This is a genomic window from Dyadobacter frigoris (assembly GCF_005280585.1).
Classification (GTDB): domain Bacteria; phylum Bacteroidota; class Bacteroidia; order Cytophagales; family Spirosomataceae; genus Dyadobacter; species Dyadobacter frigoris.
In genome coordinates this window covers 57,091-83,855 of sequence record NZ_SZVO01000016.1, presented here as the reverse complement: position 1 = coordinate 83,855, position 26,765 = coordinate 57,091, and the positions used below count along the sequence as shown (strand labels likewise).

Here is a 26,765-nt window from a genome sequence, read left to right as displayed (position 1 = left end):
AAAAGCTGCATCAATTATTTTGGTGCAGCTTTTTATATTGAATTATATACGAATCATTTATTAACAAATAAAGTAAGAACCAGCTAATGAGATGGATTACCAAAAAGTCAGTTTACATTTGTCAAGATAAAATTTCAAACTCAATCATGCGGCCTGCTAATCCTTTTCAGCTTTTTTTAAGTTTTCTTTCCAAACATGCATGGATTGCGATCCTTTGGACCCTACTTATTTTGTTGGCTTGCAGCTGGCCAGGAAAGGATATTCCGGAGGCGCCTGTTACAGGTTTTGACAAACTGGTACACGCCGGACTTTTTGCTGGTTTTACTGTTTTATGGCTTTTGGTGTATCCTCAAAAAGCTGTTACTGTGATTTTGGCAGGGATTGCCTATGGTGTAGCGATTGAATTTTACCAGGAAATAATGCCACTAGACCGAACATTTGACTTGCTCGATATAGTGGCAGATTCGGTTGGTGTTTTTTTAGGATTCGGTTTTAAAGCAATCGTGCTCGACCGTTATCTCCAACGTTTGTATTGATTGATCAAACTATTGGTTGAGCCATCGTGATTGGTAGCTGGCCAATCATTTTGAAGTTCAGGGTAAATTTTGTTGGCCAGTTGCTTCCCAAGCTCAACGCCCCACTGGTCAAAGCTGAAAATATTCCAGATAATCCCCTGAACAAAAATCTTGTGCTCATACATCGCCAGGAGACTTCCCAATACTTTTGGTGTGATCTTTTTCACAAGGAACGAGTTGGTAGGTTTGTTACCCAGGAACACTTTGAACGGTGTAAGAAAATCTATCTCTTCTTTACTTTTACCCGCAGCCTTTAATTCTTCACTTGCTTCTTCATACGTTTTACCATTCATAAGCGCCTCTGTCTGAGCAAAAAAGTTTGACAAAAGCATTTTATGATGTTCTCCGATAGGATTATGGCTCACAGCCGGTGCTATAAAATCGCAAGGAATAACTTTTGTTCCCTGATGAATTAACTGATAGAAAGCATGTTGCCCATTTGTACCGGGCTCACCCCAGATAACGGGTCCGGTCTGATAATTAACTGCTTCACCATTACGGCCTACATATTTCCCGTTGCTTTCCATATCTCCTTGCTGGAAATAAGCGGCAAAACGGTGCAAATACTGGTCGTAAGGAAGAATTGCGTGTGTTTGGGCATCAAAGAAATTGTTATACCAAACACCCAATAAGCCCAAAATCACAGGAATATTTCTTTCCAGTTTTGTAGTTCTGAAATGGTTATCCATATCATGCGCACCAGCCAGCAATTGCTCAAAATTGTTGAAACCAATAAAACAAGCGATAGACAAACCAATAGCCGACCATAGCGAATAACGACCGCCAACCCAGTCCCAGAACCCGAACATATTTTCAGGATCGATACCAAATTTTTCTACTTCTGCGCGGTTTGTTGAAATGGCAACGAAGTGTTTTTTCACGTGCTCCTCATCTTCTGCTTTTTCCAAAAACCAGCCACGTGCAGTTAACGCGTTTGTCATGGTTTCCTGCGTAGTAAAAGTTTTGGAAGCGATCATGAACAAAGTGGTCTCAGGATCTAGTGACTTTACAGTTTCGGCGATATGCGTTCCATCTACATTGGATACGAAATGCACGTTCAGCCCGTTTTTGCCGTAAGATTTAAGTGCTTCTGTCACCATTACAGGGCCCAAATCACTTCCACCAATACCGATGTTAACGATATCCGTGATTTCTTTTCCTGTATATCCTTTCCATGAACCCGAACGTACTTTATTGGAAAAATCTTTCATTTTCGCCAGTACCTCGTTTACATCCGGCATCACATCTTTTCCATCAACCAAAACGGGTGTATTGGAACGATTACGCAGAGCAGTATGCAAAACCGAGCGACCTTCGGTAGCGTTGATTTTTTCACCGCTGAACATCTGTTCAATAGCATCCGACAAACCACATTCTTCTGCAAGTTGTATCAAATATGCTCTTGTACGAGTCGTGATTCTATTTTTGGAATAATCCAGAACGATATCGCCAAAACGTAGAGAAAATTTACGGGCACGCTCCGGATCTTCAAGAAAAAGGTCTTTTAAATGTTTTTGGGAGATTGTTTTATGGTGGGTTTTCAGCTTTTTATATGCTGCCGTCTGATCAAAAGGTGTCGATTGAAGCATGAGTTTAACGAATTTATGTTGAAAAATCAGTTGAAAATTTAGGCCGTTTTAAAAAAGGCCGCTATTACCTTAACACAAAAGTAGCGTTTTAAGACTCTTATGAGCACCAGAAAAAAATGAAAATAAAGTACAAAAACTTAAACAGTTGTTTATCAATGCATTCGAAACAACAAATGAATCAAAAAACCTGTTTTAGCTTATTTGAAAGGAAATGGCATTGTCAAATTGCATCACAAACTCCTTTGTAATAACCAACAGACTCGGCAATCCCGGCCAAAGGATCTTTCATGTCTTTCTCATATTCAAGGCTGCACATCCCTGAATATTTGATTTTCCTAAGCATTTTTATGAAGAGCGGAACGTCAATAACACCACGTCCCAGTTCACAGGTTGTTCCGTCGTGCGTGGCGGATGTTACGTTTTTCAGGTGTATATCAAAAATCCGTTTCTGATATTTTTCCAGATCAGCAATCGGATCATTTCCGTAGCGCGCATCATGGCCCATATCAAAACATATTCCAACACCCGGATCAAGATCTTTGATCAGATTATAAACAGAAATTGCATTTGGATATAATTTATCACCCGGACCGTGAATATGGATGGCATAGCGAATTCCCGTTTCCTTAACTTTTTTAGCAACGTAAGGTAAATCTTCATGGTTAGGAATACCGACAATCAATTTAACTCCAACCCTTTTTGCATAGTCAAAAGCGTTGTCAATTTCTGTTGTTGTTTTGGCATAAATTGGCCCAACTCCATAACCTGTTACACCCGACTGTTTCAGTTTTTCATAGAAGGCAGCGATTTGTTCAGGGGTGCTGGCATAAGGAAGATGAAAATCTTTAATGCAAAGGTAATGCACATCCGTTTTTTTCATCATTTCAAGCGACTGGTCCAGATTGAAATTGACAAAACTAAAACCAGCCATAGCCAGCTTAAATAAATCCTCTTTCTTTTCTTTTACCGGCGCAAAAAAGGTTTCGGGCAGTGAAACCATAGAACCAGCCATTAAACCTGCAACTCCTTTTTTAACAAACTCACGTCGTGTATTCATCCTGATATATTTTTATAAACTGATTTCAAACTATAAAGTAAAATACCTGAAAATATACCAACCCGGATCACACAAACTATTGAAATGACAAGAGTTTGAATTAAAAATAAAATCCAATTAACCAGATATCTGAAAGTTAATTATCTCTTTTTAAATATTTGTTATTGAAAGGAATATCTACAAACGTGGCAGATCGGTAGTTACAGAGATCAAAAGCCAGCCATGTAGTTCAGGTTTCGCAGCCAAAAGCAGATGTGATTGAAGCAGCCGCAAAAGGCGCAGGGAAAAGAAAAAATTAATTTGATACTTCATAATATTTAAAAAATTAAATTTTAAGTTTGATACCAATCTTGTTGATCAGACCGGTAATCAAAACGATGATCAGAGAAAAGAGTAATGATTTGATGATTCCGATCATTCCGGTTCTTAGAAATATTGGCAAACTGATTCCGGCCAGGGTAATTACAGCATACCAAACATAAGGAATCAGGTAGCAGGTCAGCGTAGAAGTTCCGGCAGGTTTAAGAATTTCCGCCCAGCTTTTTTTTCCTTTCAAATCGGTTAACCAATAGAAAAAAGCAAAGGTCATAAAACTGATGCCGCTGCAAATACCGACCCAGGCTGGCGTTGCCCTAATTTTTGAAATTCCCCAAAAAGGCCGTGTTCCAAAACCGTAAGCGAAAGATAGTATCCCTAAACCTACTAAAATAAGCAAAAATGTAGCCGGCTTAATTTGCTTCGAGTATTTTCTATAAATAACAGAAGCTACAATACCGCCCATTGCAAAACCTGGCATGGACCCACTGCCGACTATCCAGACATGCGGTCTTATCCGATGCAGAAAACCAAGTGCGCCTGAAAAATCTGCCATACTGAAAACCGCAAAAAACACCCAGGCAAGAACGATTAACGCAACGTTGTCCCCTATAAGCAAATAAACCAGCGCACATATCAGGTACGACCAGCCAATAAGTCCAAGAATACCATACCAATGTGTCTGCATCCAGACAACATTATCATCCTCTCCCCCTTTATAAATCACAGCAAGTCCGATCAGGATCAGAAAACCAATAAATTTCAGCAGACTGTATATCGATTTATTTTCCGGCTTGTCGGGATAAACATTCCAGATCAAAAAGAAGCCAATGACCATAAATATTTCCCAAACGTAGGTGCTAATAATCATTCCATCATTTGCACTTTCCAGGTTAACAGTAAAAATCCCCATCAAAAGAAGTGCAAAAGTTCGTTCAGCAATATGTTTGACGATGGTCAGATCACTATCACCTTTCGATTTTCTGTTTGCAATTGCAAAAGGGATTGATAGGCCGACGATGAATAGAAAACACGGAAATATAATATCAGAAAAACCCATCGCGTCGTCTTTGGCAGCACTGTGTTCAAGCCAATGAGGAACGCCTTCCAGTGTCCATAGATCATTTACAAAAATCATGAGAAACATAGTCAGCGCTCTGAAAATGTCTATAGAATCTAACCGGGTTATTGAAAGTTTAGAAGTCATTTTTATGTTATTATCTTGTGGTGAGTAATTGTTTATTTATTCTATTCCAAAACCAGCCAGGTATACCCCCGGGCCGGAATCTGAACCGTTATCGGAGCATTGAATTCTCTGTCGACCTGATATGTTTTTGCCACACCTTCCTTTTCCCTGATTTTTAAACTGGCATGTTTTGAAGTATAATAAACAGGCAGTTTTATATCTCTGGTAATATTTTCACTCAAAGGATTGTAAATCATTACCAATCCTTTTTCTTTCAAACCCGGATTAACATGCATGATACCATCCCAGTCCCGGCCGTCCGCGCGACGCAGGTGAATTACGTCTGAATTCAGGATATCACGGTATTTTTTGTACCAGTCAACTACTTCAATCACCGTTTTTTTCGTCACCTCCGTGTCATACAATCTCGGACCGCGATAGCAAGCCTGGATTCCGGCTCCGTAATATTGCATCATCAACTGTTTGTAAGCGTCAAGATGTTCAGAAAGCGGTTCTAGAATCGCTTCTGGTCCTCCTCCCTGGTATTTCGTTAACGGTACAAAACCCCAGACCATCGAAGGAATCTCATTCCACATGGCATCGAAAATATTCTGACGGTTAAGTATCATTTGTTGTTCACGAGACAGCGAAAAATTAACTTCACGATAACCAAGCGCGATTTTATTTGTTCCGTCCAGAAAGTACCAGTCCGGCGCATTCACATAAATCCCGTTTTGATTACACCAGCGGTACAATCCTTTTTGAAGTTCCATTTGTTTCCATTGCGAGTCTTCAAGGCCCTGGTGACCGGGATGTGCTGTTGATGCACAAACATCACCCGGATAAGGTCCGTCGTTTTCAAAAATATTGAATCCGGTAGCCGTCATAAAACGTTTCAGCGTTTCGATATACCCCAGTCCCCATTTACTTCCCATACAAGGGGCATTTCCAAAAAACGCTCCTCCGGGCTTTCCGGTTTTTGGGTCAATGACGTCATCTTCCGGACTTATTTTTCTTGAACTGAACAAAGAATAACTTCCGATAAAAATATTTTTACCATGCGCATAATCTGCCAGTTCTTTCCACTTTTTGAGATTTGCAGCTGTCGTGTCTTCCATGTTGCAATGGCTTCCAAAACTTAAAATCAAAGCTTCATAACCGGTTGCGGCACATTGGTCAATTGCAGTGCGGACTTCTTCATCATTTTTACTGACAAGGTGCATAAAAATCGGATTACTGGTTGTCCAAGGTGCAATTGTCCTGTACATTTTCCGTACGGCTAACCCATTTCTTTCGCGGTCATACTTATCATTCAACAACTCATATGTTCTGACGGATTCGAAAAATTCATCTTTTTTAAGTACAATACCAATGTCTCTTTTCGGATGAACTTCTAATAAACATGGCGTCTTGAAATCATAATTTACCTGTGAAGTATAAAGCGGATCAACTTTCCAATGCGTCGCCTGATCACTCAAAGGATAGCGCATCGCATTGTTAAACGCGAAGTTATTTTCAATATAAATCCCATTGGGTTTTGTCATTTCCTCCGGTGTCCCGACTACCGCACTTTCTTCTTCCACAACAGCCAGAATTTCGTTAACAACCTGATTGATTGTTAGCGAAGAACCTATATTATTTTGAATGGTAACCCATTTGCTGATAAGGGGAATGCCATCATAAAGTGAATAATGAACAATCACTTCCAAACCCTTTAATGCCGGTAACGACGAAGCATAATAAAAAGAAATAGTCTTACCCGAGGCGTTTTTCTTATTGCCTGTCCACATGGAGGTTTTCCAGTTCAGATACGGCTTTATTTCCTGAATTGTGTATTTGGAATAATGAAAAGCGCTATCCGAAGTTTTTAACTTATCAACCCATTCCGGCAATAAATAGGCATTTTCCTTTTGTCCGTACAAACCACCGACATTGTAATTCTGGCCATTTATTGTAATTCTGGCTTCTGCTTTTACAGCGCGAAGCAGTTGTTGTCCGTTTGAAAGATTTTTAAAATCCACACAAGCAAGGTCCGGCGCGATTCGAAATGTTCTTTTTAACAATCCATTATACAGGATGATGTCTTTCCCATCCTGACTCTTGAAAATTTCCGCCTTTTCGGTTATGGGATGAACTAGCCAGTCTTGCGGTTTTTTGTTTTCAAGATCAGTTTTCCAAATGGGAAGATTTTGGGCATTTGTCCGGAATAAAATACAACAAAAAAGGAAGGTTAAGATTTTAAAGTTGATACTCATTTTATCAAAGAATTAATGTTTAGGAATTTTACCCTAAACATAAGATTCCCTGCGCTGGAATGGGCAAAAAAAGAGGTTTATTTTTTGAGGAGTCAAAGTTCACGTACTTGGTGGGACGCAAATTCGCATGGCTAAAGCCTTATGGCTGGTAGAGATTTACTGCCCAGGGTTGAAACCCTGGGTTAATTTTAGAAAAAGGCGAGTCCAACAAAGTTTTGGGCAAGGTCTCAAACCTTATTTGATTTAGAAGTGACAAGTTCAACAAGGTCGTGAACCGAGTTCAATCTTTGGGTAGGCTTGAAGAATGGCAAATCCAATAAAGTTAATTACTCAGACGCCAGACTCTTCACCGGATTCATCAAAGCCGCAATAACAACTTTATAGCCAACCGTAATCAATGTAATCAGAAGAATTATGATTCCTCCGGAAGCCAGAATCCACCATTCCAGATCAATCCGGTAAGCAAAATGATTCAGCCAGTTTTTCATTGCGTACCAGGCTATTGGTGAGGCAATGCAGAAAGCAACCGTTACTAAAATCAAAAATTCTTTTCCAAATAATGAAACGATATTGCTGACGCTCGCGCCCAATACTTTTCTGACTCCTATTTCCTTTGTTTTTTGGGTTACCATAAACGAAACCATCCCGTACAAACCAAGACAACAGATCAGGATCGCAACCATGGCAAATGATCGGATGAGCGAAGTCAACTGCTCTTCTTTTTCATAAAATTTTGCAATCTTTTCATCTACAAACTCATAAGAAAAAACTTCGTCGGGATACGATTTTTGCCAGGCCTGGTTGATATGCTGAATGGATTGAGCAAGATTTCTTGTATCAATTTTAACAGCAACTTCTTTATACAATTTCGGATTTGCAAAAATAACACAAGGCTCAACAGCTTCTTGTAAAGATTTGAGATGAAAACTTTTTACTACGCCTACAATGTCTCCTTTGAAACCTGACGCACCATCTTCCAGCTGTTTACCAAGAATTAATTGGGGATCCCGAACGCCTAACCTTTTCATCAATTCTTCATTAATTACAAATTCAACCACAGAATCGCGTTTCATTAAACTGCGTCCCGCAAGTAGCTGCATTTTATACGTTTGCAAATAATTTTCATCCCCAAAACGATCCCGAATCACAAATTTCTCCCATTCAGCCCGATTGTCAAAACGAACAGAACCACCAAAACCCATATTGGATGCGGGGGCTTCGTATTGATAGGAAACTGACTTAATATCAGGATATTGAAGCATGTCATTTCGTAGCGCATCCTTTGTTTTTTGTAATGTATCAGATTTCGGTAAAGGAATTGTTATCACCGCATTTTGATCAAAGCCGAGATCTGTATTTTTGAAAAATTTCAGTTGTAAAACCAGAACCAGTGTCCCTATAACCAGGATTTGTGCAATGATCAATTGAACGGTTATCAGAGAACGTCTTAGTCCGATTCCGCCAATTTGTTGTGTGCTCAACTTACTTTTAAGAGCCGCAATAGGATTGAATCCTGATATGATAACGGCTGGATAAAAACCGGCAAATCCAATAACAACCATTACTGCCAAAAGCAAGAATGAGACAACTTCAAACTGAAACAACATGCCAAAGTGAAATGCTTTTGTATGTGTCCAGTTATTGAGAGAAGGAAGCAATATCATTACGAAGATTAATGCCAACACCGAGGCCAAAACTGTGACCAAAGCGGTTTCAGCCATAAATTGCCAAAATAACTGGCCTTTTGTGCTTCCTAAAACTTTTCTAATTCCGATTTCCTTTGCGCGCTTCAACGCTTGCGCCGTAGCCAGATTTATGAAATTAATACTTGCGATGATCAGAAGAAAAAATCCAACACCGGCTAACACCCATAAAATGGATCTGCGAATCTGGCCGCCATATCTTTCATCAAAATGGACATCGGATAAGGGTTGAAGTTTATGTTGATAATATTTTGAATTTTCTCCGTAATATTTTGTCCCGTTTGACTTTAAGGCTTTTTCAATATCAGCACTATTGCTGCCTTTTGTTTTTTTGACAAAAGTAAAATTCTTGCTGCTGATCCAGCCATATTGCTCAGGCCAGTTGGTGAGATCCAGTTTTTTTAGCGTTGGAAGAGAAATATAAATGTTGAAATCAAGATCCGTGGGTTTATTCTGGTCTTTCAGTACTCCGACAATTCTTAAATCGTTTGTGTTGTTAAGCCGTATTGTTTTGCCTATCACGTCAGACGTACCAAAGTATTTAAGCGCCATTTTTTCGCTGAGCACTACGGTAAAAGGCTCACTCAGCAAAATAGATCCATTATTTTTTATCCAGTCAAATGAAAAAATATTTATATAGCCCTGATCCGCATAGGCAACATTTTCCTTTTCGATAAAGCGTTTAACCTTACCACCTGAATTTGCTGATAACGTTACGTTCGGCAATTTACTTATAAAACCAACTTTTTCGATTTGGGAATAATCCTGGGAAAGAGCCGTTGACAAGGCATAGGCAGAACCTGACTCGTGCTCAACGCCCTCATCCAGATGAAGATCCAGAACTACTTTATACATTCGGTCAAAATCAGGCTGGTGCCTGTCTGTGCTCAGATGGAATTGAATAAACAGAAAAATTAAAACGGCACCTGCCATCCCAAGTCCCAGTCCAAAGATATTGAGAATGGCATAGGACCGGTTTATTTTCAGATTTCTTGCTGCAATTTGAAAGTAATTTTTTAACATGGTGATTCAATCATAGTCTGTATTGGCTGACAATTTATGAATCTTAAACCGCTGTTAATCATCTGAGATTCGTTTTTAACATGATTTAACGTTTTAAAAATTGTAACGATTTTTCAGGAATTTTCCTTTTTCAATATTCCTTTTTCAACGCTTTCATTGATCAAATTTTCTGCATAATTCCAGATTGGAGTGGAACCGTATTGCATTACTTTTTTCTTGTCATAGACCTTTTGATAATCTACATCAAATTCTTTCCAGGTTCCGCCATTATTGGATGCATTTTGGAGTAGCGGTTCAAGTCTGTCCATGGTTTTTGCGAATTTCGCCTCCGCGGTTTCTCCTGCTTCAAATTCTTCCCAAACTGCAATTAGTTCATCTCCTTGTTCGTCTGGTAATAGTCCAAAAATCCGTTTGGCAGCAAGTAATTCCTCGTCCGTATTTGTATGATTTTTGGTGGTATCATATATGAAAGTATCACCTGCATCAATCTCCACAATGTCATGGATCAATACCATTTTCACTACTTTCAAAACATCAATTTCAACATTAGAATGTTTTGACAAAATGATGGCCATCATGGCCAAATGCCAGCTATGTTCGGCATCGTTTTCATTTCTGTCACTGTTGAATAATTTAGTACGGCGCTGGATATATTTTAGTTTATCAATTTCTTTGATGAATTCGATTTGTTTTAAGAGGTCGTCGGTTTGCATTTGCTTATATTATGAATTAGATTTATATATAATTAATTTATATATTGAAATAATTTTCTTTACCTCGTAATAATGAAAGTAACGTCTTACATTACACTTTTAATATTATCGTTTTTTATTTGCCGATGCAATTTCAAAAGTGAGCCGGATCATTATCCCTCAGATTTTACTTTTCGAATTGATGGGTGGTCTGACGATTACGACTCTGAAACGCAAATATATAAAAGAGGCTATTCTAATGGAGATTCATCAGCCAAAGTATCTTTAACCGAAAAAGAATTACAATCAATATTTGAAGATTTTGAGGAGTTTGAATTTTTTACTTTCCCTAAAGAATTCGAATGTGAGAAATTTGGTATGTTTCAAGAACCTAACTCAACAACCGTCATAAGTGTCACTTATAATAAAAAATTTAAACGGTCAAGGAATACTTCCCTATGTGAATTTAAAACGCAACGAACGAATTCAGGCAACTTTGATCGTTTGGCTAGAAAAATCTGGCAGATTTTAGATTCAAAAAATGAGGTTAAAAAGATGGCAAAAACAGACATCGTGTTATTGTAAACAACTAACCCTACCAATAAAAAAGCAGGATTAGTTGTAATTTCTTCCTAAGCTTTCAACGCCTTCCGCGCAAATTCAACACACTTAGCTGTTTCCTTCACTGCATCCGAACCAGCCGGAATATCATATTCCAGTTCAATCGTTGCCGGGAATTTATATTTGTTTTTTTGTATCATTTCAAGTGCTGCTACAATCGGCGTATCACCTTCACCCCAGGGAACGTTTTGTCCGCCATTTGCTTTATTTTTTCTGTCTTTTGTGTGCATACTGACGATATGCTCATGTTTGGCAGGAATAAATACCAACGGATCGAAACCTGCGGCCACATAATGCCCCATATCAAAATTCATCGCATTGTATTTTGACTGGCCAAGGGCAACGTCCCAGGCATCAAAAGTCTGCTGCAAATGTCCGTGGTAACCAACATACGTTTTATTTTTTGCAGCAATATCACCCAGACGTTTCGTTTGTGCAGGATCTGTTGGCAACTCAACAGTAGCCTGATTTGCACCTAACGCTTTGGCTGCCCGAAACGCGTAATCAACTTCCGCATCCGTATTATTTACGCCCAACGCAGAAGGTTTGAAAGCATAAATACTTACTCCGGCATTGTTATACATTTTACGCAGCTGGACGAATCTATCCATCGAAACTTTCGCCCGCCATTCGGCCAGTTTTTTGGAATATTCTTCTTGTGCAGCTTTCTGTTCAGGGGTAACTTCAGGACGCTGTCCGTTTGGTCCTGGTGCCATAGATGGTCTTGGCGGCGCCGTTGGAGCACCTGCGAAAGATTCACCGGTTGGGCCCATTAATTCAATTGCGCTGATGTTACAATCAATACAATATTGCAAAATCTGCTCTGCGCTGCCCGGCATACTACGCCAGGAATAGGTTATTGCACCAATTTGCACACCGTTAAAAAGCGAGTTTGGCTTGCCCAGATTCTTGATATAGGCGGGTGCACCAAAAGCCGATCCGGAAAGAAGTGCAAATCCTGCCGCTGCCAGTGACGAATTAACTAGAAATTCCCGTCTTGAAATATCCTGATTTTGCATATAATTTATTTTATTAAGTTCTTATCATTTTAAAGCGATTCCTCCGAAAATCTACTTTTGAACTACAACCTGTTTTGTAGTCCGCATATAACCAATCAGGTCTGTGATTTCCTTGTCCGACAAAGTTTCCAAAAGTCCGGAAGGCATCATGGAAACCGGCGTCACTTCCCTGGTCTGAATATCTGATTTATTGATCGCAACGGCATCCTGACCAACAATTCGCAAAGTCACTTGCCTCTCAGTTTCCTTGGCAATATTCCCTACATAAGTTCTGCCATCTCTTGTGGTCACAACCACCATTTTGTAATCATCCTGAATTTCTCCGCTCGGATCCAGAAGATTTCCTAACAGATAATCAAGGTTTGCACGATTCGAACCCGTAAGTTCCGGTCCGATAATACCGCCTTCCCCATACATTTTATGACAAGGCGCACAGGTTTTCCGGAAAACCAATCGGCCATTAGCAGTGCTTCCGCCAGATACAGCTTTATCAGTCAATAGATTTTTATATTTCTTGTAAGCCTTTTCATCAAAAGCAACATGATCAATTGGTCCCCATACTTCAACAAAACCACTGCCTACTACCCTTCTGAGCTGTCTGGCCACATAAGTTGGAATTTCCTTTTTTGAAATAACATTTTTAGAAATGGCCTGTGTTAGTAACCAGCCTGATTTTGGCCTGGATGCCAATGTCTGGATGGTTTCGGATTTTTCAGCAGCGTCAAATTTCGGATAACGTTCAATCAGCAGTTTAGCCAAAGGTTCGCTATCATAACCGGCCATAGCACGAATGGCATCCAGACGAAGATTTGCATCATCCAGCAAAACCGGAAGTTCTTTGACTAATTCCGGCCTTTGCCTTAAACTTAATAATTGTAATGATTTTCGTCTTTCTTCAACCGTTGCTTTTTTATTTTTCAAAATAATCAGCGCATTTTTTGCTGCTTCTGTATCTCCAAAATGTTGCGACATATCCAGAGCCATTTGTGCTATCCGTTTTTCTTTCAATTTTAGTTTTGCATAAACTGCAGTCCAGTTGGCTGGCGCTTTCAAATCTGTCCTTCCTTCCAGTCCATCACGCATTCCTTCCAATAACGCTTTTTGATTTTTGGTTGCTTTTCCAATAGCCGTTACCAATATTTCAACCGCATCAGCATCTACCGCCCTTCTTGCAATAAATTGCGTTACCATCGGAATTTTGCTTTGATTTGCCAGTTCCATCGATCGAGCCGGATTTTCCTTGATCAAAGGTTCGATTCCATACCATATCATTTTAGGAAGATTATGATCTTCGCTATCTTCTCCATGCGCTATCAACGCACTTGCAAGTTTCCATCTGGAATTCAGATCAATTCTTTGCAAAGCAGAAGCCAGATATAGACGAACAATCTCCGATTTATCTGATGTTGCCATTTCTTCAAACTTTGTGATCATCTCCGGCACCGCGTCTTTATCCTCATTTAAAAACTGAACAGCCCAGGCTCTGATATATTCATTTTTATTGTTCAGTGCATCAAAAAGTGCCCTTGGAGTAAAACCACCAGTTATTTGTAAAGTCCACATCGCACGAAGACGCCAGTCGGGATTAGTGCTATTTTGGTACAAATCAAATAATCGATCGTAAGCAATTTTTTCCATTTTCCCTTTTGACGCCCGATTTTGCAAAATAATTCTGGCGCGTCTCGCATGCCATTCACTTGGACTTGCCTGCAATTCTGCCAGTTGCAAATCAGAGAATTTACCAAGATCTGCATAACGATCTTTCCAGTTTTCAGCTTTTGAAACTTTTGGCATAATCCTGAAAATCCGTCCGGTTTCAGAATTTAAAACATCAGATCCGCAAATATCTGCATCATGCCAATCCAGCACATACATACCACCTTCCGGCCCGATTTCCATGCTGAAACCTACCCATTGCGCATTGTTTGCCATCATAAATTCATCGCCGTGTTTTCCAACAAAACCGGAACCTTTTGGTACCAGAATATCGGATAAAATACCATGTTCATGAATATTGGCCATAAATATCTTACCTCTTTCTTCCTGGGGAAAAGCGTCGGAAAGATAAACTCTTGCGCCTCCATGAGCCGAACGGTGGCTATGATCTGCTATGGTTTTTATATCGTTATAAACGTAAGGATTGAAATGCTGTCCGCCTTGTCTGTGATAAATCCCACCCGGAATTACATGCCAAAGATGGGGAATTACGCAGGCCGTCATCAACAATTGTCCTTTCGCATCATAGTCAATTCCCCAGGGATTACTAAATCCATGAGCAACTACTTCAAACTTATCTTTTGTAGGATGATACCGCCAAACACCACCATTGATATCCGTTCCTTCACCTTCAAGAATATCTTCCGGAAATGCATCTTTATGTTTGTAAATTTTACCTTTTCCTTTTGGTTTACCTACTTTTGAGGGTGTGGCAAAACCTTGCAAACCGTATAACCAACCGTCGGGTCCCCAGTGAAAACTGTTCAGCGTTTCATGCCGGTCACGAATTCCCCAGCCCGTCAACCTGACTTCAATATCATCCATATCTGCTTTGTCGTCACCATTTTTATCAGGGACAAAAAGAAGATTTGGCGGCGCTCCGATAAAAACACCATCAAAACCAACCGCCAATGCCGAAGGAAATGCAATTCCTTCCATAAAAACTTTCCGTTTGTCCGCAACGCCATCTCCATCAGTATCTTCCAAGATCAGAATCCGGCTGTCTCCTGCATTGGAAAAACCCTTTCCGCGGGATTCGTAATCTTTATTTTCAGCAATCCACATCCGTCCACGGTCATCCCAGCAAAATGCCATAGGCTGCGTCATCATCGGTTCGGATGCATAGGCATTTACGATAAAACCATCTTTAATTGTCATCGCGGCAACAGCTTCCTGCGCATTCAGGAATTTTGCTTCCCGGCCTTCTTTTTGTGCAATTGCCCAAAGCGCAGCCGTATTGTAAGTACCATTATTACCAATAAAATCGCCGAATGTTTTTGTCAATGTTACGTCATTAAGCTCACCGGTATAAACTACCAATTCATGCTTAATTACCTCTGTTTCACCTTTCTTGATATGCCAGTCTTCTTTCCGCGCACGGGCTGGGCCAGCACCCAATTGACTGTCAACACGCCAGGTTTGCGGATATCCTTTGTTTTCAGGATGATCAAATATGGCTATATGTGCCAGGTCATTTCTTCCTTCTACCTGCATGGCTATATCAACCCAAAGTGCGGGTTGGCCTTCTGCTTTTTCATTGCGCTGACGGGCAGCATTGATTACTTCACCTTTAATTCCCTCTTTCCAGGGCATACGAACAAACAATCCGCCGTAATCATATTTCCCGATTGTCACATCAGTTTGGGCCTCACCACTCCATTCCAGATCCAGCAAATATTTTCCGTCTTTTTCGCGCATCGACCAGTTTTGCGTTTCTGTCAAAACAGCCGTCCCCGTGGAATCAAGCAGATCATACACTGTTTGCCATTTTACTTCCACACCTTTTGCTTCAATCACTTTTGCCGAAACCCGACGCCAATAACCTTGATCCGGATGATGGAAATAATCTCTCCCATTCACTCGGGTATAACCCCAATAAATTCCGGTTTGGTGTTTGTGATGCCCGGGACTATATTCCGTTAGTACACCTTTTCCATCCGGTGCAACCAACGGATGCAGATAAGGCCGGAAATTTGCTTTGGCATTTTGCGTTAAAATCGGTTTCGTTTCATTTTCCCGGAAAATACTGATTGTTTCAGCAGATTGATTTTGGACAATGTGGAGCTGGGAATCTTTTGCAAGTTTTCCTTTATGCTCCTCCTTTTTCTCCTGAAAGGGGAAACCTAAGTTCAGGAAAATAAAAAGCAAAAAGAGTGGAAGGGATCTTAGAATACTCATATCAAAAATATCAGCGATTTAATTTGAAATCAAAACTTTAAAGCTTAATAACACAAATAGAAAAGCAGCAAAATGTCAATTAATACTCTGAAAAACCATATTATTAATACTTAACCTGTCTTAACTATATCTCCGGCATGTCAGTCCAAATAACGAGGGTTTTAATCCTGAAAGACAAATTACTTATTTCCAGGCAGCAATTCTTCCGTTACCTAAAAACGCAAAATTTGTCTAAATCATAAATCAGGCAGATTATTAGTTTATCAGATAATTTGCAGGTAGTTTATACTCTATTTTATAACCCGGACAATTATGAAAAAAAACCTCCCGCTCTTGCTTACATTTTATTCGATCCTTTTCATCGGATGCAGTAACAATCATGACGATGTGACCGAAACGGATAAAGAAATCCCGGCCATTTATTCCAAAATTTATGGAGCTAAAAGCATTACTTCGGATGGCACTTATCTCACCATTAAAACAACAGGCCTCCCTGATCACAAAAGTATTTATTATGCAACGTCCAACAGCCTATACGAGAATTTTAGTGGCAGCACTTTTGGGGGAAATACCTTTAATAAAAATCCAAATTCCATTTCCGAACAAACATTTACTTTCAAAATCCCGCTTGATCCCAAAGTTGCCTCCGCACATGCTGCAACGCCTCTTGGCCCTATTGGTGTAGCACTAAACGGAGTGCCTTTTTTTAATCAATATGCGGGTCCGAATCAGCCGCTCACAAATGAGGTAACCAGCTTTGATCAGTATTGGGGACATCCTCAGCAAACCGGTCAATATCATTATCATGTTGAGCCGCTTTATTTAACGACGGTTAAAACATCCAAGTCGGCACTACTAGGTTTTCTGCTTGACGGATTTCCTGTATACGGACCCGAGGAAAACGGAGCACTTGTAACCACCGCTTCCCTCGATGCTTACCATGGACACACATCAGCTACGGCAGATTATCCAAACGGTATATATCATTACCACATTACAAATACAGATCCTTACATCAACGGAAGTGGATTTTATGGCACAGCGGGCACTATTTCTCAATAGTTTAAGCTTCTTATGCCTATTATTGATTTTTACAGGTTGTAACTCCGATACAAATAGCAAAAAGATGTTGATCAGTAGCGAAACACCTCATTTGAGTTCCGTAAATGGTCGCAAGTTTCTGGGAAAAACACTGTTCACAGGGTACATCTATGATCTGTACCCTTCGGGAGATACAGCAGAAATTTCAGGATTTTTGGATGGCAACGAGCATGGCATACGTAAGAAATTCTATCCCGGCGGGAGATTGAGGGAGAAAAGAGAATTTAACCAGGGTAAAAAAACGGGAATATATTACGCCTGGTGGGACAATGGAGATAAAATGCTCAAATACCATTTCAAAAACGATGAATATGATGGGACATGTCAGGAATGGAACCGTTATGGGAGATTGATCAGAGAGATGAATTATGCTAATGGTCATGAGGAAGGTCCGCAAAAGCTGTATTATGACAATGGAAAGGTAAGGGCGAATTATGTCATATTAAACGGAAGAAGATATGGATTACTCGGAACCAAAAACTGTGTTAATGTCTCGGACAGTGTACTTAAAAATTAGTATCGCTTTTATTTCTGCCTGCTTTATTGAGTGCTCAGGAAAAACGGAAACAAGAAATCTGCCCTACTATAACACAGCAGATTTTTCACCTCAATTTTTATCCTCAACCAAAGAAATTAAAGAAAAGATAACCCATACGATTCCCTCCTTCTCTTTTACCGACCAAAACGGAAAGCAGGTAACTGACCGTAAAATTGAGGGTAAAATTCACATTGCCAATTTTATTTTCACCAGCTGTATCAGTATCTGTCCAGTAATGACCAAGCACATGAAGCTCATTCAAAAACAGTTTTACAACAATCCGGAGGTGGTGATGTTATCATTCAGTGTAACACCCTGGATAGACAATGTAAAACGTTTACATCAATTTGCCGTACAAAATCAGATTACAGTGCCTAACTGGCACTTGCTAACAGGAAGTACCTCCCAGATATACACACTTGCGCGCAAATCATATTTTGCGGAAGAAGACCTGGGTTTCACAAAAGACAGTACGCAATTTCTCCATACAGAACATATAATCCTCGTTGACAAACACAGACGAATACGCGGGATTTATAATGGAACACTGGAACTTGAAGTACAACAACTATCTGCCGATATCGGGCAGCTGTTAAAAGAAAGCTATTAAATTTCAACAATAAAAGAGACACCAAAGAATATCTCCGGTGTCTCTTTTCCAAAAATTCAAATTTCAGTTCAGGCAATCTTTAATTCCAGCTGTTTGCAATGTCTTTTGCCACATTCGGATTATAATTTTTTTCAACATCCGGGATTGGCAATAAAACGTTTTTATCCTGGAATGGCGATTTCCCATCACCTGGTTCTGCGGCTCTTGTTGCATTGATGGTTTGTTTGGCAATTCCCCATCTGATCAGGTCAAAATAGCGGGTTTGTTCTCCAGTAAATTCAAGTTGTCTCTCTCGCATCAAAACGGCCATTGCATCACTTTGACTCGCACCCAATGTTGTATACTGGAATGCATTTACTCTTTTTCTAACCTGATTGATTAACGCAAGCGGCTCAGCTCCGGTTTTCCCCTGTTTGATATAAGATTCCGCAAGCATAAGCAAAACATCGGCATATCTGATCACCTGCCCGTTGATACTGCTTGCAGGTCCGCCATAAGTTGCTACTTCATTGTAATACTCATATTTTCTCCAAACATAATATCCTTGCGGATCCGCTGTCTTGAACGGAAATGAAATTTTACCCGACGCACATTTTTCGCAATACACGGTATCACCACCACTTTCTGCGCTTCCATAAAAAGTTGAATATGCCCGTGGATCCGTATACGTTGACCCTGTCGCAGGATTTGTGTATTTAAACGCTTTTACCGCCGCCGTGGTTACATACACGTTAAACCAGTCGTTAAATCCATATTCCTGGGCACGGTCCGAATGGGTTGCTTTGCCACCCCACGTTTCTTGTCCGCCAAAAACATAATACTGGTTTCCAATTCCCCAATCCGTCCATGCCGCATTCATAACCTGGAAAATATTTTCCGGACTGCTCTGGTTGGATGTGCTGAAAAGGTTGTCATAGGAAGTATCCAAAGTATAAGCATAAGGAGCTGTTGTAAGCTGCGTAAATGTCGCCTGTGCCTGAGCAAATTTACCCTGATAAAGATATGTTTTGCCCAACAAAGCAAGCGCAGCACCCTTCGTAGCGCGACCAAGTCCTGTGGCCGCGGGGTATGTTAAAGGAAGATCCGCAACAGCAAGTGTAAGGTCGTTTTCAATAAAACTCCACATGGCACCTGTTGCAGCGCGAGGAAAATAATTGTTGGCAACAGTACTATCATAGGTTGTGATCAAAGGAGCTTTCCCCCAAAGATTCACAATATTGAAATAGGCATAAGACCGTAAAAATCTGGCTTCGGCGATGTATTGTTTTGCATTGGCCTGGTCCGCAGCAACGGTTGGCGCCCATACATTGGCTCTGTCAATCACCACATTAGAGCGCAGGATCAGACGATAAAGGCTATTCCAAAGCTGCCCGATCTGGGTTTGACTTGTGCCAAATGAATAATCAGCCAGCTGTGCCATATCCCCTTGAAGATTCGTAGTCTTTTTGGCATCATAACCCAAAAGGTCGAAGATAAAATAATACTCTCTTGACCATAACCCGTCGTGTAGAAGCGTTGCATAAGTCGCAATCACTGCCTGATTCAGTCCGTCACTTGTCGTAAAATAAGTACTGTAATCATAACTGCTCTGACTTGTTAGTTCCAGTTTTGATTCGTCGCAGCCGGCTATATTAACTACGGCCAACAACCCCAAAATATATATTGCTATTTTTTTCATTTCGATTCTCTGTTAGTAATTCCCAATTATTAAAATCCAAGTTGTATACCGCCCAGGAAGGTTCTTGGCTGAGGCAATTGCGTGCGGTCATCAATACCACGTGAAAATATATAACTTCCGCCATTTTGAATCCCTACTCCATTAGCGGTGCTACCTCCGGTATTCTGTGCGCTTACCTCAGGATCATAACCTTTATATTTGGTAATAGTCAGCAAATTCTGAGCTGCAACATAAAAACGGATACTGCTGAAAACGTGTCCGTTACCAATATTACTAATAAGGGACTTTGGAATTGTGTAACCTAGTGTGATATTTCTAAGTCGCATGTAAGCACCATTTTCCAGCCACCAATCGGACGGCCTAAGGTTTCCGTCACCTGTTGCACTTTGTCCTGCTCTTGGAAGTGCGGCTACATCACCTGATTTTTTCCATCTGTCAAGAATACCGGTTGTTGCATTATGTCCGGTAGATTCATTGAGTGTTACGAATTTAAATGCGTTCAGCAATTTCAATCCCGAAACTCCGGATACGACCATATTGAAGTCAAAGTTTTTGAAATTAAGTCCGGCATTGAAACCGTAAACGATTTTCGGAATAGGGTTACCAAGTATCTTCTGATCCGTTGCATCCACTTTTCCGTCTCCGTTAAGATCTTTAAAGATAAAATCACCTGGTAGCAAACCTGCCTGATACACAGCCGAGGCGTCGCCCGATTTTGCTTTCGCTGCGGCATTCAAGGCGTCAATTTCTGCCTGGTCTTTCGCTACATGATCCTTATTATATCCGTAAAAAGATCCGATTGGAGAACCCGCCGCCGTGTAAGTAAAAGTTGGTAAGTTACTAAAAGAACCTGCCTGAATAGGCGCAGCGAATTGGCTCCCCAAAGAATTTACTATGTTTTTATTGTGCGCAATATTACCGTTGATGGTGTAAGTCAAACCGTTGCCCGTTGAACCTCTGTATCCTGCCGAAAATTCCAGCCCTTTATTTTGTGCACTCGCAGCGTTGGCATATTTGCTTGGCTGTGTACCGCTCAAAGATGCGCCTGTACTACCAGAAACTGGTACACTTACCAGCAAACCTGTACTCTTTCGGTTGTAATAATCGATGGTCACAGACAATTTATTGTGCAGAAAACCCAGGTCTAATCCTACGTCAGTCTGGTCCGTAGTTTCCCAGCGGATGTTTGGATTTGATAGCGTACTAATGGTTGTTCCAGGATTAAATCCTTCATTTGTACCCAAAGAATAAACCAGGTTTCCGTTAGGATTTCCACTGAAAGTCAAAACGTTGGTGATTCCGGTTGTCGGAATAGTATTATTTCCCGTACGTCCTTGTCCCACTCTCAACTTACCATCAGAAAGAAATGACAGATTGTTTTTAACAAAATCCTCGTCAATAAATCTCCATGCTAATCCAACTCCGTAAAAATTACCAAAACGGTTATTCGCTCCAAAGTTGGAGGCACCATCCCGGCGAAAACTTCCCGTCAAAACATACTTGTCGTTGAAGGAATACATACCGCGGGCAAAATAAGAAATTACCGAGGCCCGTGCATATCCATAACTTGAACCGGAAACTGTTTGCGACTGCGCTACACTGATATTCTGAATAGAGTTATTAGGGATATTTGTTCCCTTTGCATCCACACTTGATGAATGTCCGGGATCAAGATAACTGTTACCCAAAGTGGCTGAAATCGAATGCTTTCCAAATGATTTATTGTAGGAGAAATAATTTTCAAGTGTGTAAAATGAATAATTATTATATCCCAAAGTAGCTTGCTGAGGTTGCGTAAGATTGTTACCTGCTGTGTAGCCATATTGATAACCACTGTTTTTGCCGCCACCGATTTCAGCAGAAAGCTGTGTCCTGAAACGCAAACCTTTGATCAGATCCACTTCTGCAAACACTTGTGGAAAGAATACGAATCCTTGTGTTACAGGATGATTCAAATTAATTGCTGCCAAAGGATTATTTCCACCGTTGAAGTCATCCACGTTTGTTGTGATAGAATAACCACCCGGAATTTTTGGATCAAGAATGTCCTTATAAGGGGCATACGAAACCGCTTCAGTAATATTCGCCAGCTGCCCTTCATCTTTTACATAACGGACATTCAGTGTTTGTCCCAAATGAAAACGGCCAAGTGATTCGTCAAGACTAAATCTTCCGTTTACCCTTTTGTCAGTATAGTTTTTCACAATGGCCTGCTGGTTCATATAACCAAGCGAGAAATTGTAAGTAACCTTTTCACTTCCTCCGCTGATACTAAGGTTATTCTGAGATACCAGTGCGGATTGGAAAATCTGTTTCTGCCAGTCATTTCTGTCAACACGAACGTCGGCTGTGCTGAATTTCTCCGGCAAAACTGAATTGGTAGTAGCAGCAAAATCTTTTAATAAATCAACATATTGAGAAGCATTTAGCAAATCCAGTTGTTTCCACGCTTTTGCCACACCCCACTGCGAAGTGAAACTAATTTTTGGCGCACCTGAAATTCCCTTTTTCGTGGTGATAATAACCACACCATTTGCAGCAGCAGAACCATAAATTGCCGTTGAAGACGCATCTTTCAAAATGGTGATATTTTCAATATCCTGAGGGCCTAGTGTGTTAAACATCGTTTTACTCCCCTGAATTCCGTCAATGACATACAAAGGATCAACGCCCGTAAAAGAACCTGTTCCACGAATAAGTATCTGGGAATCAGAACCTGGCGTACCGTTTGACTGCAAAACCTGCACCCCGGCAGATTTACCGATCAATAATTGAGATGCATTTGTTGCCGTTGTTGAACCCGCATCTTTGGCAGAAACGATGTCCACAGCACCTACAACGTCTTTTTTTCGTGAAGTACCATAACCAATTACGACTACTTCATTCAGCGATTTGTCGTCAGGAACCAAACTTACATCAAAAACGGATCTGTCTCCTACTGCCAGTTCCATAGTTTTATAACCAACGAAACTGAATACAAGCACAGCCGATTTATCCGCAACTTCAACATTATATCCACCATTTACGTCAGAAACGGTACCGGATTGCGTGCCTCTTACCCGGACACTCACCCCGGGAAGCCCCTCACCTTTTTCATCTGTAACTTTCCCTGAAACTTTAAGATCAGCGAATGTTTTCAGTTCAGTTAAAAGTGAAGACTCATCTCTTGAAATAACTGGTTTTTCAGCAGTAAGTAAAATCCTCCCCGACTTCGTCAGCTCATAAGAAATTCCCAGCGGTATCAAAAGTGAATTTAAAACAGCAGATAATTTTTGATTTGTCACATGAAAAACGACTTCACGGCTTGCACCGATCGCTTTGTTACTATATACAAATTTTACATCAGCCCTGCTTTCAATCTGGTTTAAAATATGTCTTAATTCCGTTTTTTCAACATTTACAGTAACTGTGCGCTCCAAAACTTCCTGAGCTCTTCCTACATGTCCGGCATACGTGAATCCCGCGAAGGATAAGCAAAATATAATTTGTGTCAACGAAATTTTCATGAGCAGATAGAGACAGGCACGACCTTTCCTTTGTCGATTTTTTTTCATAGTTTCGATTGTTTTTTGTAAAAAAAATAAGTTTGATATTTTCTCCCTCCCGTATCTTGCCGGATACTTGTTGGAAAGAAGGTATTACGAAGCCGGTAGCGTTCCACCGTTATCGGCTTTTTTTATCCCTTCCGGTTAAGAAGAGGATAAGTCCTGGAGAGCTTATATTCTCATATGCACTGGTTTATTGTTAATAATTTTTTTAGCTGATCAGTCACATCCGTTTCCGCTGATCAATATTCTCGTCCCCTTTATTTCATAACAGGCGGTATTTGCCTTGCATATTAATTCCAGTTTGTCATAAAGCGGAATTTCGGATATATCGCCGGTGAACGTGCATTTTTCAAGCAGGTCATTAGCAAATACAATTTCGATGCCATACTCTTTTTGGAGAGCGGCTGTTATATATGATAAGGATTCATTGTTGAATACAAGGTTTACAGGTGTATCATTTTCAGGGATTATCATGGGTTCCTCCACGATACTTGTCAGTAAATGGCCACTTTCCTCATAATAAGAAACCTTTTGATTTGGAGTTAAAACTACTCCCTGAGAGCCCTTACCCAATTTTCTACTGTTAATATTACTCAAAAAATGATTTTCAAAAACAGATACCTTTCCGGTTATCACTTCCACTTCGGTTGTAAAAGTTTCCTCATTTGTTTTGACCCAGAAACTTGTACCCAAAACTTTGGTAACCAACTTACCGCTGTATACAAAAAAAGGTTTTGCAGGATTCTTTGATATTTCAAAAAATGCGTCTCCTTCCAGCTGGACCTCTCGTTTATCGTCTGAAAATACATTAGGATAAGAAATGCGGCTGCCGGGTGATAATGTGATCAGGCTATTGTCTTCCAGACGTATCCGCTGTACCGATTTTGAACTGTTGAGGGAGGATTTTAAATTCCCTTTTTGTGAATGAATTACCAGAGATTCGCTTTTCATGGCAACATGCTCCTGACTCTTCTTAAATAAGAATGAAAGACCAAGCAGTAAGATAACCGAAGCTGCAATGCCATATTTAACCGGGGTCGACTTCCACCATGCCTTGGGATTAACCGGTTCTTCTTCGTATATACGTAATGTAGGCTGTTCTATTTCATGACTGATTTTTGCCAAAAGTTTCTCTTCCAGAAAAGATTTTTCATCAAAATCAAGAGAAGAAGAAAAATTTTTATTCAGGCTTTCATACCACAAATGAATCCTCGTGATTTCATCTGCCGTACAATTTCCATGTCGGTAACGTAAAAGGAGTTCCTGAATTTCGCGATCTGACATTTGAAAATAACTTTACTTGTAAAAAAATTAATGGGCTTAGTTTGATACCTGACTATACTTACAAGCCGTACAACTGCTCACGCACCCTAAATGATTTTATTTATTCTTCGAAAGTTTATACGATATAGGTATTAATAACTAAACAAACTTTAAATAATACTATCAAAGTTTCGTCAGAAAGAATTTAGTGATGGGAATTATTGCAGAAATGCAATAGTCAGTGCAAGAATGGAAATCAAGATTTCCTTTAAATAAATTCGGATGGATTTAGTGGCTTTGGTAAGATGATATTCTACTGCTTTTTCCGACAATTCCATTTGAATGGCAATTTGAGCCACAGCTAAATGTTGAAAGCGGTTCAGTTTGAATATTTCCCGGGATTTGGCAGGGAGGATTTCCAGTCCTTTATCAATCATTTGTACCAGATCGTTAAAGGCTACTGTATTTTCGGTGTTTAAATCTTCAAAAGAAGAAAACGCTTTATAATATTCAGCATACGTATGCTGGCGGCTGGCCGCGCGGATCTGGTCAATTACCTCATAACGAACCGCCGAGAAAAGGTAAAAATCCAGTTGTGTTATCCGGATTGTTTCCCGCTCTTTCCAAAGTCTGGTAAAAATGTCCTGAATGAGTTCTTCCGCCAGTTCACGGTTTTGTAATTTGCGGTGCGCTACCGTAAACATTCTGTACCAGTATTCCTTATAAATGATAGTAAAGGCACCCCTGTCTCCGTTTTTCAAACCCTCAATCAAATCCCCTTCGGACGGTTTTTTATAATCTACCATTGTCAATTTGTTCACAATCCGGTAATTGGACTTTGCTTAAATCAGTAAACGTGCATTTCAACAAAATTATATTTTTTATTGCAATTATTCTACTTATTTTTTTGCACAAAGATCCTCCATTTTTGCATTTTACGCAAAGTAGGTACTATTTGATGCAAATTGTTGTGTGTTATAACAATTAAAGTTATTCTAATCTGCCAGTTGAAATATTTTTGGCTGATTATGAAAATATTAGCTCCCGGGATGTCGATTTCGGTCCCGTTAATGATTAATATAAGGAATCGTTTCAAAGAGCATTATTTCAGTTAAAGAAATTCAATCGGTAAACGTATACTTTATGAAAAGAGCTAAAAAAAATAATCTATTGATTATTGCCATAATTCTGGCCGTTTTTACCGGAATCCAATTTGCCGGACCAAACATAAAAAATTTGCCGGTTACCACAGAATTATCCGTTCCGCACGATGTCCGCGTTATTCTGAAAAGAGCCTGTTACGATTGTCATTCCAATGAAACCAAACTTTTATGGTTCGACAAAATCGCACCGGCTTCCTGGATGGTCGCAAAGGATATTACCGATGCCAGAAAAGTGCTCAATTTTTCAACCTGGGGCAGTCTTGCACCAGCAGACCAGAAGGGAAAATTATTTGAGGCCTTCAACCAGATTTCTTTAGGCGCTATGCCTCTGAAACAATATTCCGCGCTTCATTCCGAAGCGAAATTAACCGCTGGTGATATTTCAATTTTAAAGACATATATATCAAGTCTGGTTTCTGTTAAAACTTCTGATACTTCCAGAATTAATGCTGCGAATAAACAATATAACGAATGGATAGGCGCCAAAACTAGATTTGTAAAAGTAAAACCTGCACCCAATGGTATTGAATACATTCCGGATTTTAGAAACTGGAAAGCAATCAGCACTTCCGATCGTTTTGATAACGGGACTATGCGGGTTATGGTGGCGAATGATATTGCCATAAAAGCGATTAAGGAAAATCATATAAATCCATGGCCAAACGGGGCAACTTTTGCAAAAATTGCCTGGGAAGAGTTGATAGATTCAACCGGAAAAGTGCAGACGGGAGAATTCAAGCAGGTTGAATTTATGATTAAGGACGATAAAAAATACGAAAAAACGGCCGGATGGGGATGGGCCAGGTGGAAGGGAATACAACTGGCACCTTATGGGAAAACCGAAACATTTACCCAGGAATGTATTAACTGTCACAAACCTGTGAAAGACAATGATTTTGTTTTCACGATGCCCCTTCATCTTAAATCGAAATAAT

The 26,765-nt window shown here is 40.1% G+C and carries 19 protein-coding genes; 6 read left to right on the top strand and 13 right to left on the bottom strand.

Annotated elements, in window-relative coordinates; all coding sequences use genetic code 11:
• Window positions 1–146: 146 nt before the first annotated feature.
• A complete protein-coding gene (locus FDK13_RS27485) occupies window positions 147–536 on the top strand; it encodes a VanZ family protein (RefSeq protein WP_137343233.1) in 390 nt (129 codons plus the stop codon).
• Here the strand turns inward: FDK13_RS27485 and pgi are convergent.
• From pgi to FDK13_RS27455, 7 genes are all read right to left on the bottom strand, one after another.
• Window positions 515–2,164, bottom strand: coding sequence for a glucose-6-phosphate isomerase (gene pgi / locus FDK13_RS27480; protein ID WP_137343232.1), 1,650 nt, complete (start codon window positions 2,162–2,164; stop codon window positions 515–517). The two genes, FDK13_RS27485 and pgi, sit on opposite strands and share 22 nt — an antisense overlap.
• A gap of 220 nt (window positions 2,165–2,384) precedes the next feature.
• Window positions 2,385–3,221, bottom strand: a complete 837-nt coding sequence (locus tag FDK13_RS27475; protein WP_137343231.1) for a sugar phosphate isomerase/epimerase family protein — start codon at window positions 3,219–3,221, stop codon at window positions 2,385–2,387.
• 177 nt (window positions 3,222–3,398) lie between these two features.
• Window positions 3,399–3,533, bottom strand: a complete 135-nt coding sequence (locus FDK13_RS36450; protein WP_262711832.1) for a hypothetical protein — start codon at window positions 3,531–3,533, stop codon at window positions 3,399–3,401.
• 13 nt (window positions 3,534–3,546) lie between these two features.
• Complete coding sequence (locus FDK13_RS27470) at window positions 3,547–4,743, bottom strand: DUF5009 domain-containing protein (protein WP_137343230.1); 1,197 nt, start codon at window positions 4,741–4,743, stop codon at window positions 3,547–3,549.
• A 41-nt stretch (window positions 4,744–4,784) separates the two neighbouring features.
• On the bottom strand, window positions 4,785–6,977 hold the full coding sequence (locus tag FDK13_RS27465; RefSeq protein WP_137343229.1) for an alpha-galactosidase: 2,193 nt from the start codon (window positions 6,975–6,977) through the stop codon (window positions 4,785–4,787).
• A gap of 326 nt (window positions 6,978–7,303) precedes the next feature.
• Window positions 7,304–9,703: an ABC transporter permease gene (locus tag FDK13_RS27460; protein WP_137343228.1), complete on the bottom strand. Its 2,400-nt coding sequence runs from the start codon at window positions 9,701–9,703 to the stop codon at window positions 7,304–7,306.
• Window positions 9,704–9,816: 113 nt separating this feature from the next.
• Window positions 9,817–10,416, bottom strand: coding sequence for an HD domain-containing protein (locus FDK13_RS27455; RefSeq protein ID WP_137343227.1), 600 nt, complete (start codon window positions 10,414–10,416; stop codon window positions 9,817–9,819).
• Between the two features lie 72 nt (window positions 10,417–10,488).
• On the opposite strand from FDK13_RS27455, the gene FDK13_RS27450 reads away from it, so the two are divergent.
• The gene (locus FDK13_RS27450) at window positions 10,489–10,980 is read left to right on the top strand and encodes a hypothetical protein (protein ID WP_137343226.1); all 492 of its coding nucleotides are present in this window, start codon (window positions 10,489–10,491) and stop codon (window positions 10,978–10,980) included.
• Between the two features lie 47 nt (window positions 10,981–11,027).
• Here the strand turns inward: FDK13_RS27450 and FDK13_RS27445 are convergent, their stop codons facing one another.
• Entirely contained in the window at window positions 11,028–12,035 is a 1,008-nt protein-coding gene (locus tag FDK13_RS27445) for a sugar phosphate isomerase/epimerase family protein (RefSeq protein ID WP_137343225.1), read from the bottom strand.
• Window positions 12,036–12,086: 51 nt separating this feature from the next.
• Window positions 12,087–15,929: a PVC-type heme-binding CxxCH protein gene (locus tag FDK13_RS27440; RefSeq protein ID WP_137343224.1), complete on the bottom strand. Its 3,843-nt coding sequence runs from the start codon at window positions 15,927–15,929 to the stop codon at window positions 12,087–12,089.
• A 312-nt stretch (window positions 15,930–16,241) separates the two neighbouring features.
• On the opposite strand from FDK13_RS27440, the gene FDK13_RS27435 reads away from it, so the two are divergent.
• The 3 genes from FDK13_RS27435 to FDK13_RS27425 all read left to right on the top strand — a co-directional run bounded on the left by FDK13_RS27435 (window position 16,242) and on the right by FDK13_RS27425 (window position 18,178).
• A complete protein-coding gene (locus FDK13_RS27435) occupies window positions 16,242–16,991 on the top strand; it encodes a YHYH protein (RefSeq protein WP_137343223.1) in 750 nt (249 codons plus the stop codon).
• 64 nt (window positions 16,992–17,055) lie between these two features.
• Window positions 17,056–17,547: a toxin-antitoxin system YwqK family antitoxin gene (locus FDK13_RS27430; RefSeq protein WP_137343222.1), complete on the top strand. Its 492-nt coding sequence runs from the start codon at window positions 17,056–17,058 to the stop codon at window positions 17,545–17,547.
• A complete protein-coding gene (locus FDK13_RS27425; RefSeq protein WP_170982931.1) occupies window positions 17,519–18,178 on the top strand; it encodes an SCO family protein in 660 nt (219 codons plus the stop codon). The genes FDK13_RS27430 and FDK13_RS27425 overlap by 29 nt, the downstream gene beginning before the upstream one ends.
• Window positions 18,179–18,257: 79 nt before the next feature.
• Here the strand turns inward: FDK13_RS27425 and FDK13_RS27420 are convergent, their stop codons facing one another.
• The 4 genes from FDK13_RS27420 to FDK13_RS27405 all read right to left on the bottom strand — a co-directional run bounded on the left by FDK13_RS27420 (window position 18,258) and on the right by FDK13_RS27405 (window position 25,488).
• On the bottom strand, window positions 18,258–19,856 hold the full coding sequence (locus FDK13_RS27420; protein WP_137343220.1) for a RagB/SusD family nutrient uptake outer membrane protein: 1,599 nt from the start codon (window positions 19,854–19,856) through the stop codon (window positions 18,258–18,260).
• 29 nt (window positions 19,857–19,885) lie between these two features.
• On the bottom strand, window positions 19,886–23,410 hold the full coding sequence (locus tag FDK13_RS27415; protein WP_137343219.1) for a SusC/RagA family TonB-linked outer membrane protein: 3,525 nt from the start codon (window positions 23,408–23,410) through the stop codon (window positions 19,886–19,888).
• 210 nt (window positions 23,411–23,620) lie between these two features.
• On the bottom strand, window positions 23,621–24,688 hold the full coding sequence (locus FDK13_RS27410; RefSeq protein ID WP_137343218.1) for a FecR family protein: 1,068 nt from the start codon (window positions 24,686–24,688) through the stop codon (window positions 23,621–23,623).
• A gap of 197 nt (window positions 24,689–24,885) precedes the next feature.
• Window positions 24,886–25,488, bottom strand: coding sequence for an RNA polymerase sigma factor (locus tag FDK13_RS27405; RefSeq protein WP_229216234.1), 603 nt, complete (start codon window positions 25,486–25,488; stop codon window positions 24,886–24,888).
• A gap of 322 nt (window positions 25,489–25,810) precedes the next feature.
• On the opposite strand from FDK13_RS27405, the gene FDK13_RS27400 reads away from it, so the two are divergent.
• The gene (locus FDK13_RS27400) at window positions 25,811–26,764 is read left to right on the top strand and encodes a heme-binding domain-containing protein (protein ID WP_137343217.1); all 954 of its coding nucleotides are present in this window, start codon (window positions 25,811–25,813) and stop codon (window positions 26,762–26,764) included.
• Window position 26,765: the final 1 nt, after the last annotated feature.

Coding starts and splice junctions, on each gene's coding strand:
- FDK13_RS27410 (WP_137343218.1), bottom strand. CDS start 24,688: ATGTCAGATCGCGAAATTCAGGAACTCCTTTTACGTTACCGACATGGA.
- FDK13_RS27430 (WP_137343222.1), top strand. CDS start 17,056: ATGTTGATCAGTAGCGAAACACCTCATTTGAGTTCCGTAAATGGTCGC.
- FDK13_RS27425 (WP_170982931.1), top strand. CDS start 17,519: ATGTCTCGGACAGTGTACTTAAAAATTAGTATCGCTTTTATTTCTGCC.
- FDK13_RS27445 (WP_137343225.1), bottom strand. CDS start 12,035: ATGCAAAATCAGGATATTTCAAGACGGGAATTTCTAGTTAATTCGTCA.
- FDK13_RS27465 (WP_137343229.1), bottom strand. CDS start 6,977: ATGAGTATCAACTTTAAAATCTTAACCTTCCTTTTTTGTTGTATTTTA.
- FDK13_RS27450 (WP_137343226.1), top strand. CDS start 10,489: ATGAAAGTAACGTCTTACATTACACTTTTAATATTATCGTTTTTTATT.
- FDK13_RS27455 (WP_137343227.1), bottom strand. CDS start 10,416: ATGCAAACCGACGACCTCTTAAAACAAATCGAATTCATCAAAGAAATT.
- FDK13_RS27470 (WP_137343230.1), bottom strand. CDS start 4,743: ATGACTTCTAAACTTTCAATAACCCGGTTAGATTCTATAGACATTTTC.
- FDK13_RS27475 (WP_137343231.1), bottom strand. CDS start 3,221: ATGAATACACGACGTGAGTTTGTTAAAAAAGGAGTTGCAGGTTTAATG.
- FDK13_RS27440 (WP_137343224.1), bottom strand. CDS start 15,929: ATGAGTATTCTAAGATCCCTTCCACTCTTTTTGCTTTTTATTTTCCTG.
- FDK13_RS27400 (WP_137343217.1), top strand. CDS start 25,811: ATGAAAAGAGCTAAAAAAAATAATCTATTGATTATTGCCATAATTCTG.
- FDK13_RS27460 (WP_137343228.1), bottom strand. CDS start 9,703: ATGTTAAAAAATTACTTTCAAATTGCAGCAAGAAATCTGAAAATAAAC.
- FDK13_RS27435 (WP_137343223.1), top strand. CDS start 16,242: ATGAAAAAAAACCTCCCGCTCTTGCTTACATTTTATTCGATCCTTTTC.
- pgi (WP_137343232.1), bottom strand. CDS start 2,164: ATGCTTCAATCGACACCTTTTGATCAGACGGCAGCATATAAAAAGCTG.
- FDK13_RS36450 (WP_262711832.1), bottom strand. CDS start 3,533: ATGAAGTATCAAATTAATTTTTTCTTTTCCCTGCGCCTTTTGCGGCTG.
- FDK13_RS27415 (WP_137343219.1), bottom strand. CDS start 23,410: ATGAAAAAAAATCGACAAAGGAAAGGTCGTGCCTGTCTCTATCTGCTC.
- FDK13_RS27420 (WP_137343220.1), bottom strand. CDS start 19,856: ATGAAAAAAATAGCAATATATATTTTGGGGTTGTTGGCCGTAGTTAAT.
- FDK13_RS27485 (WP_137343233.1), top strand. CDS start 147: ATGCGGCCTGCTAATCCTTTTCAGCTTTTTTTAAGTTTTCTTTCCAAA.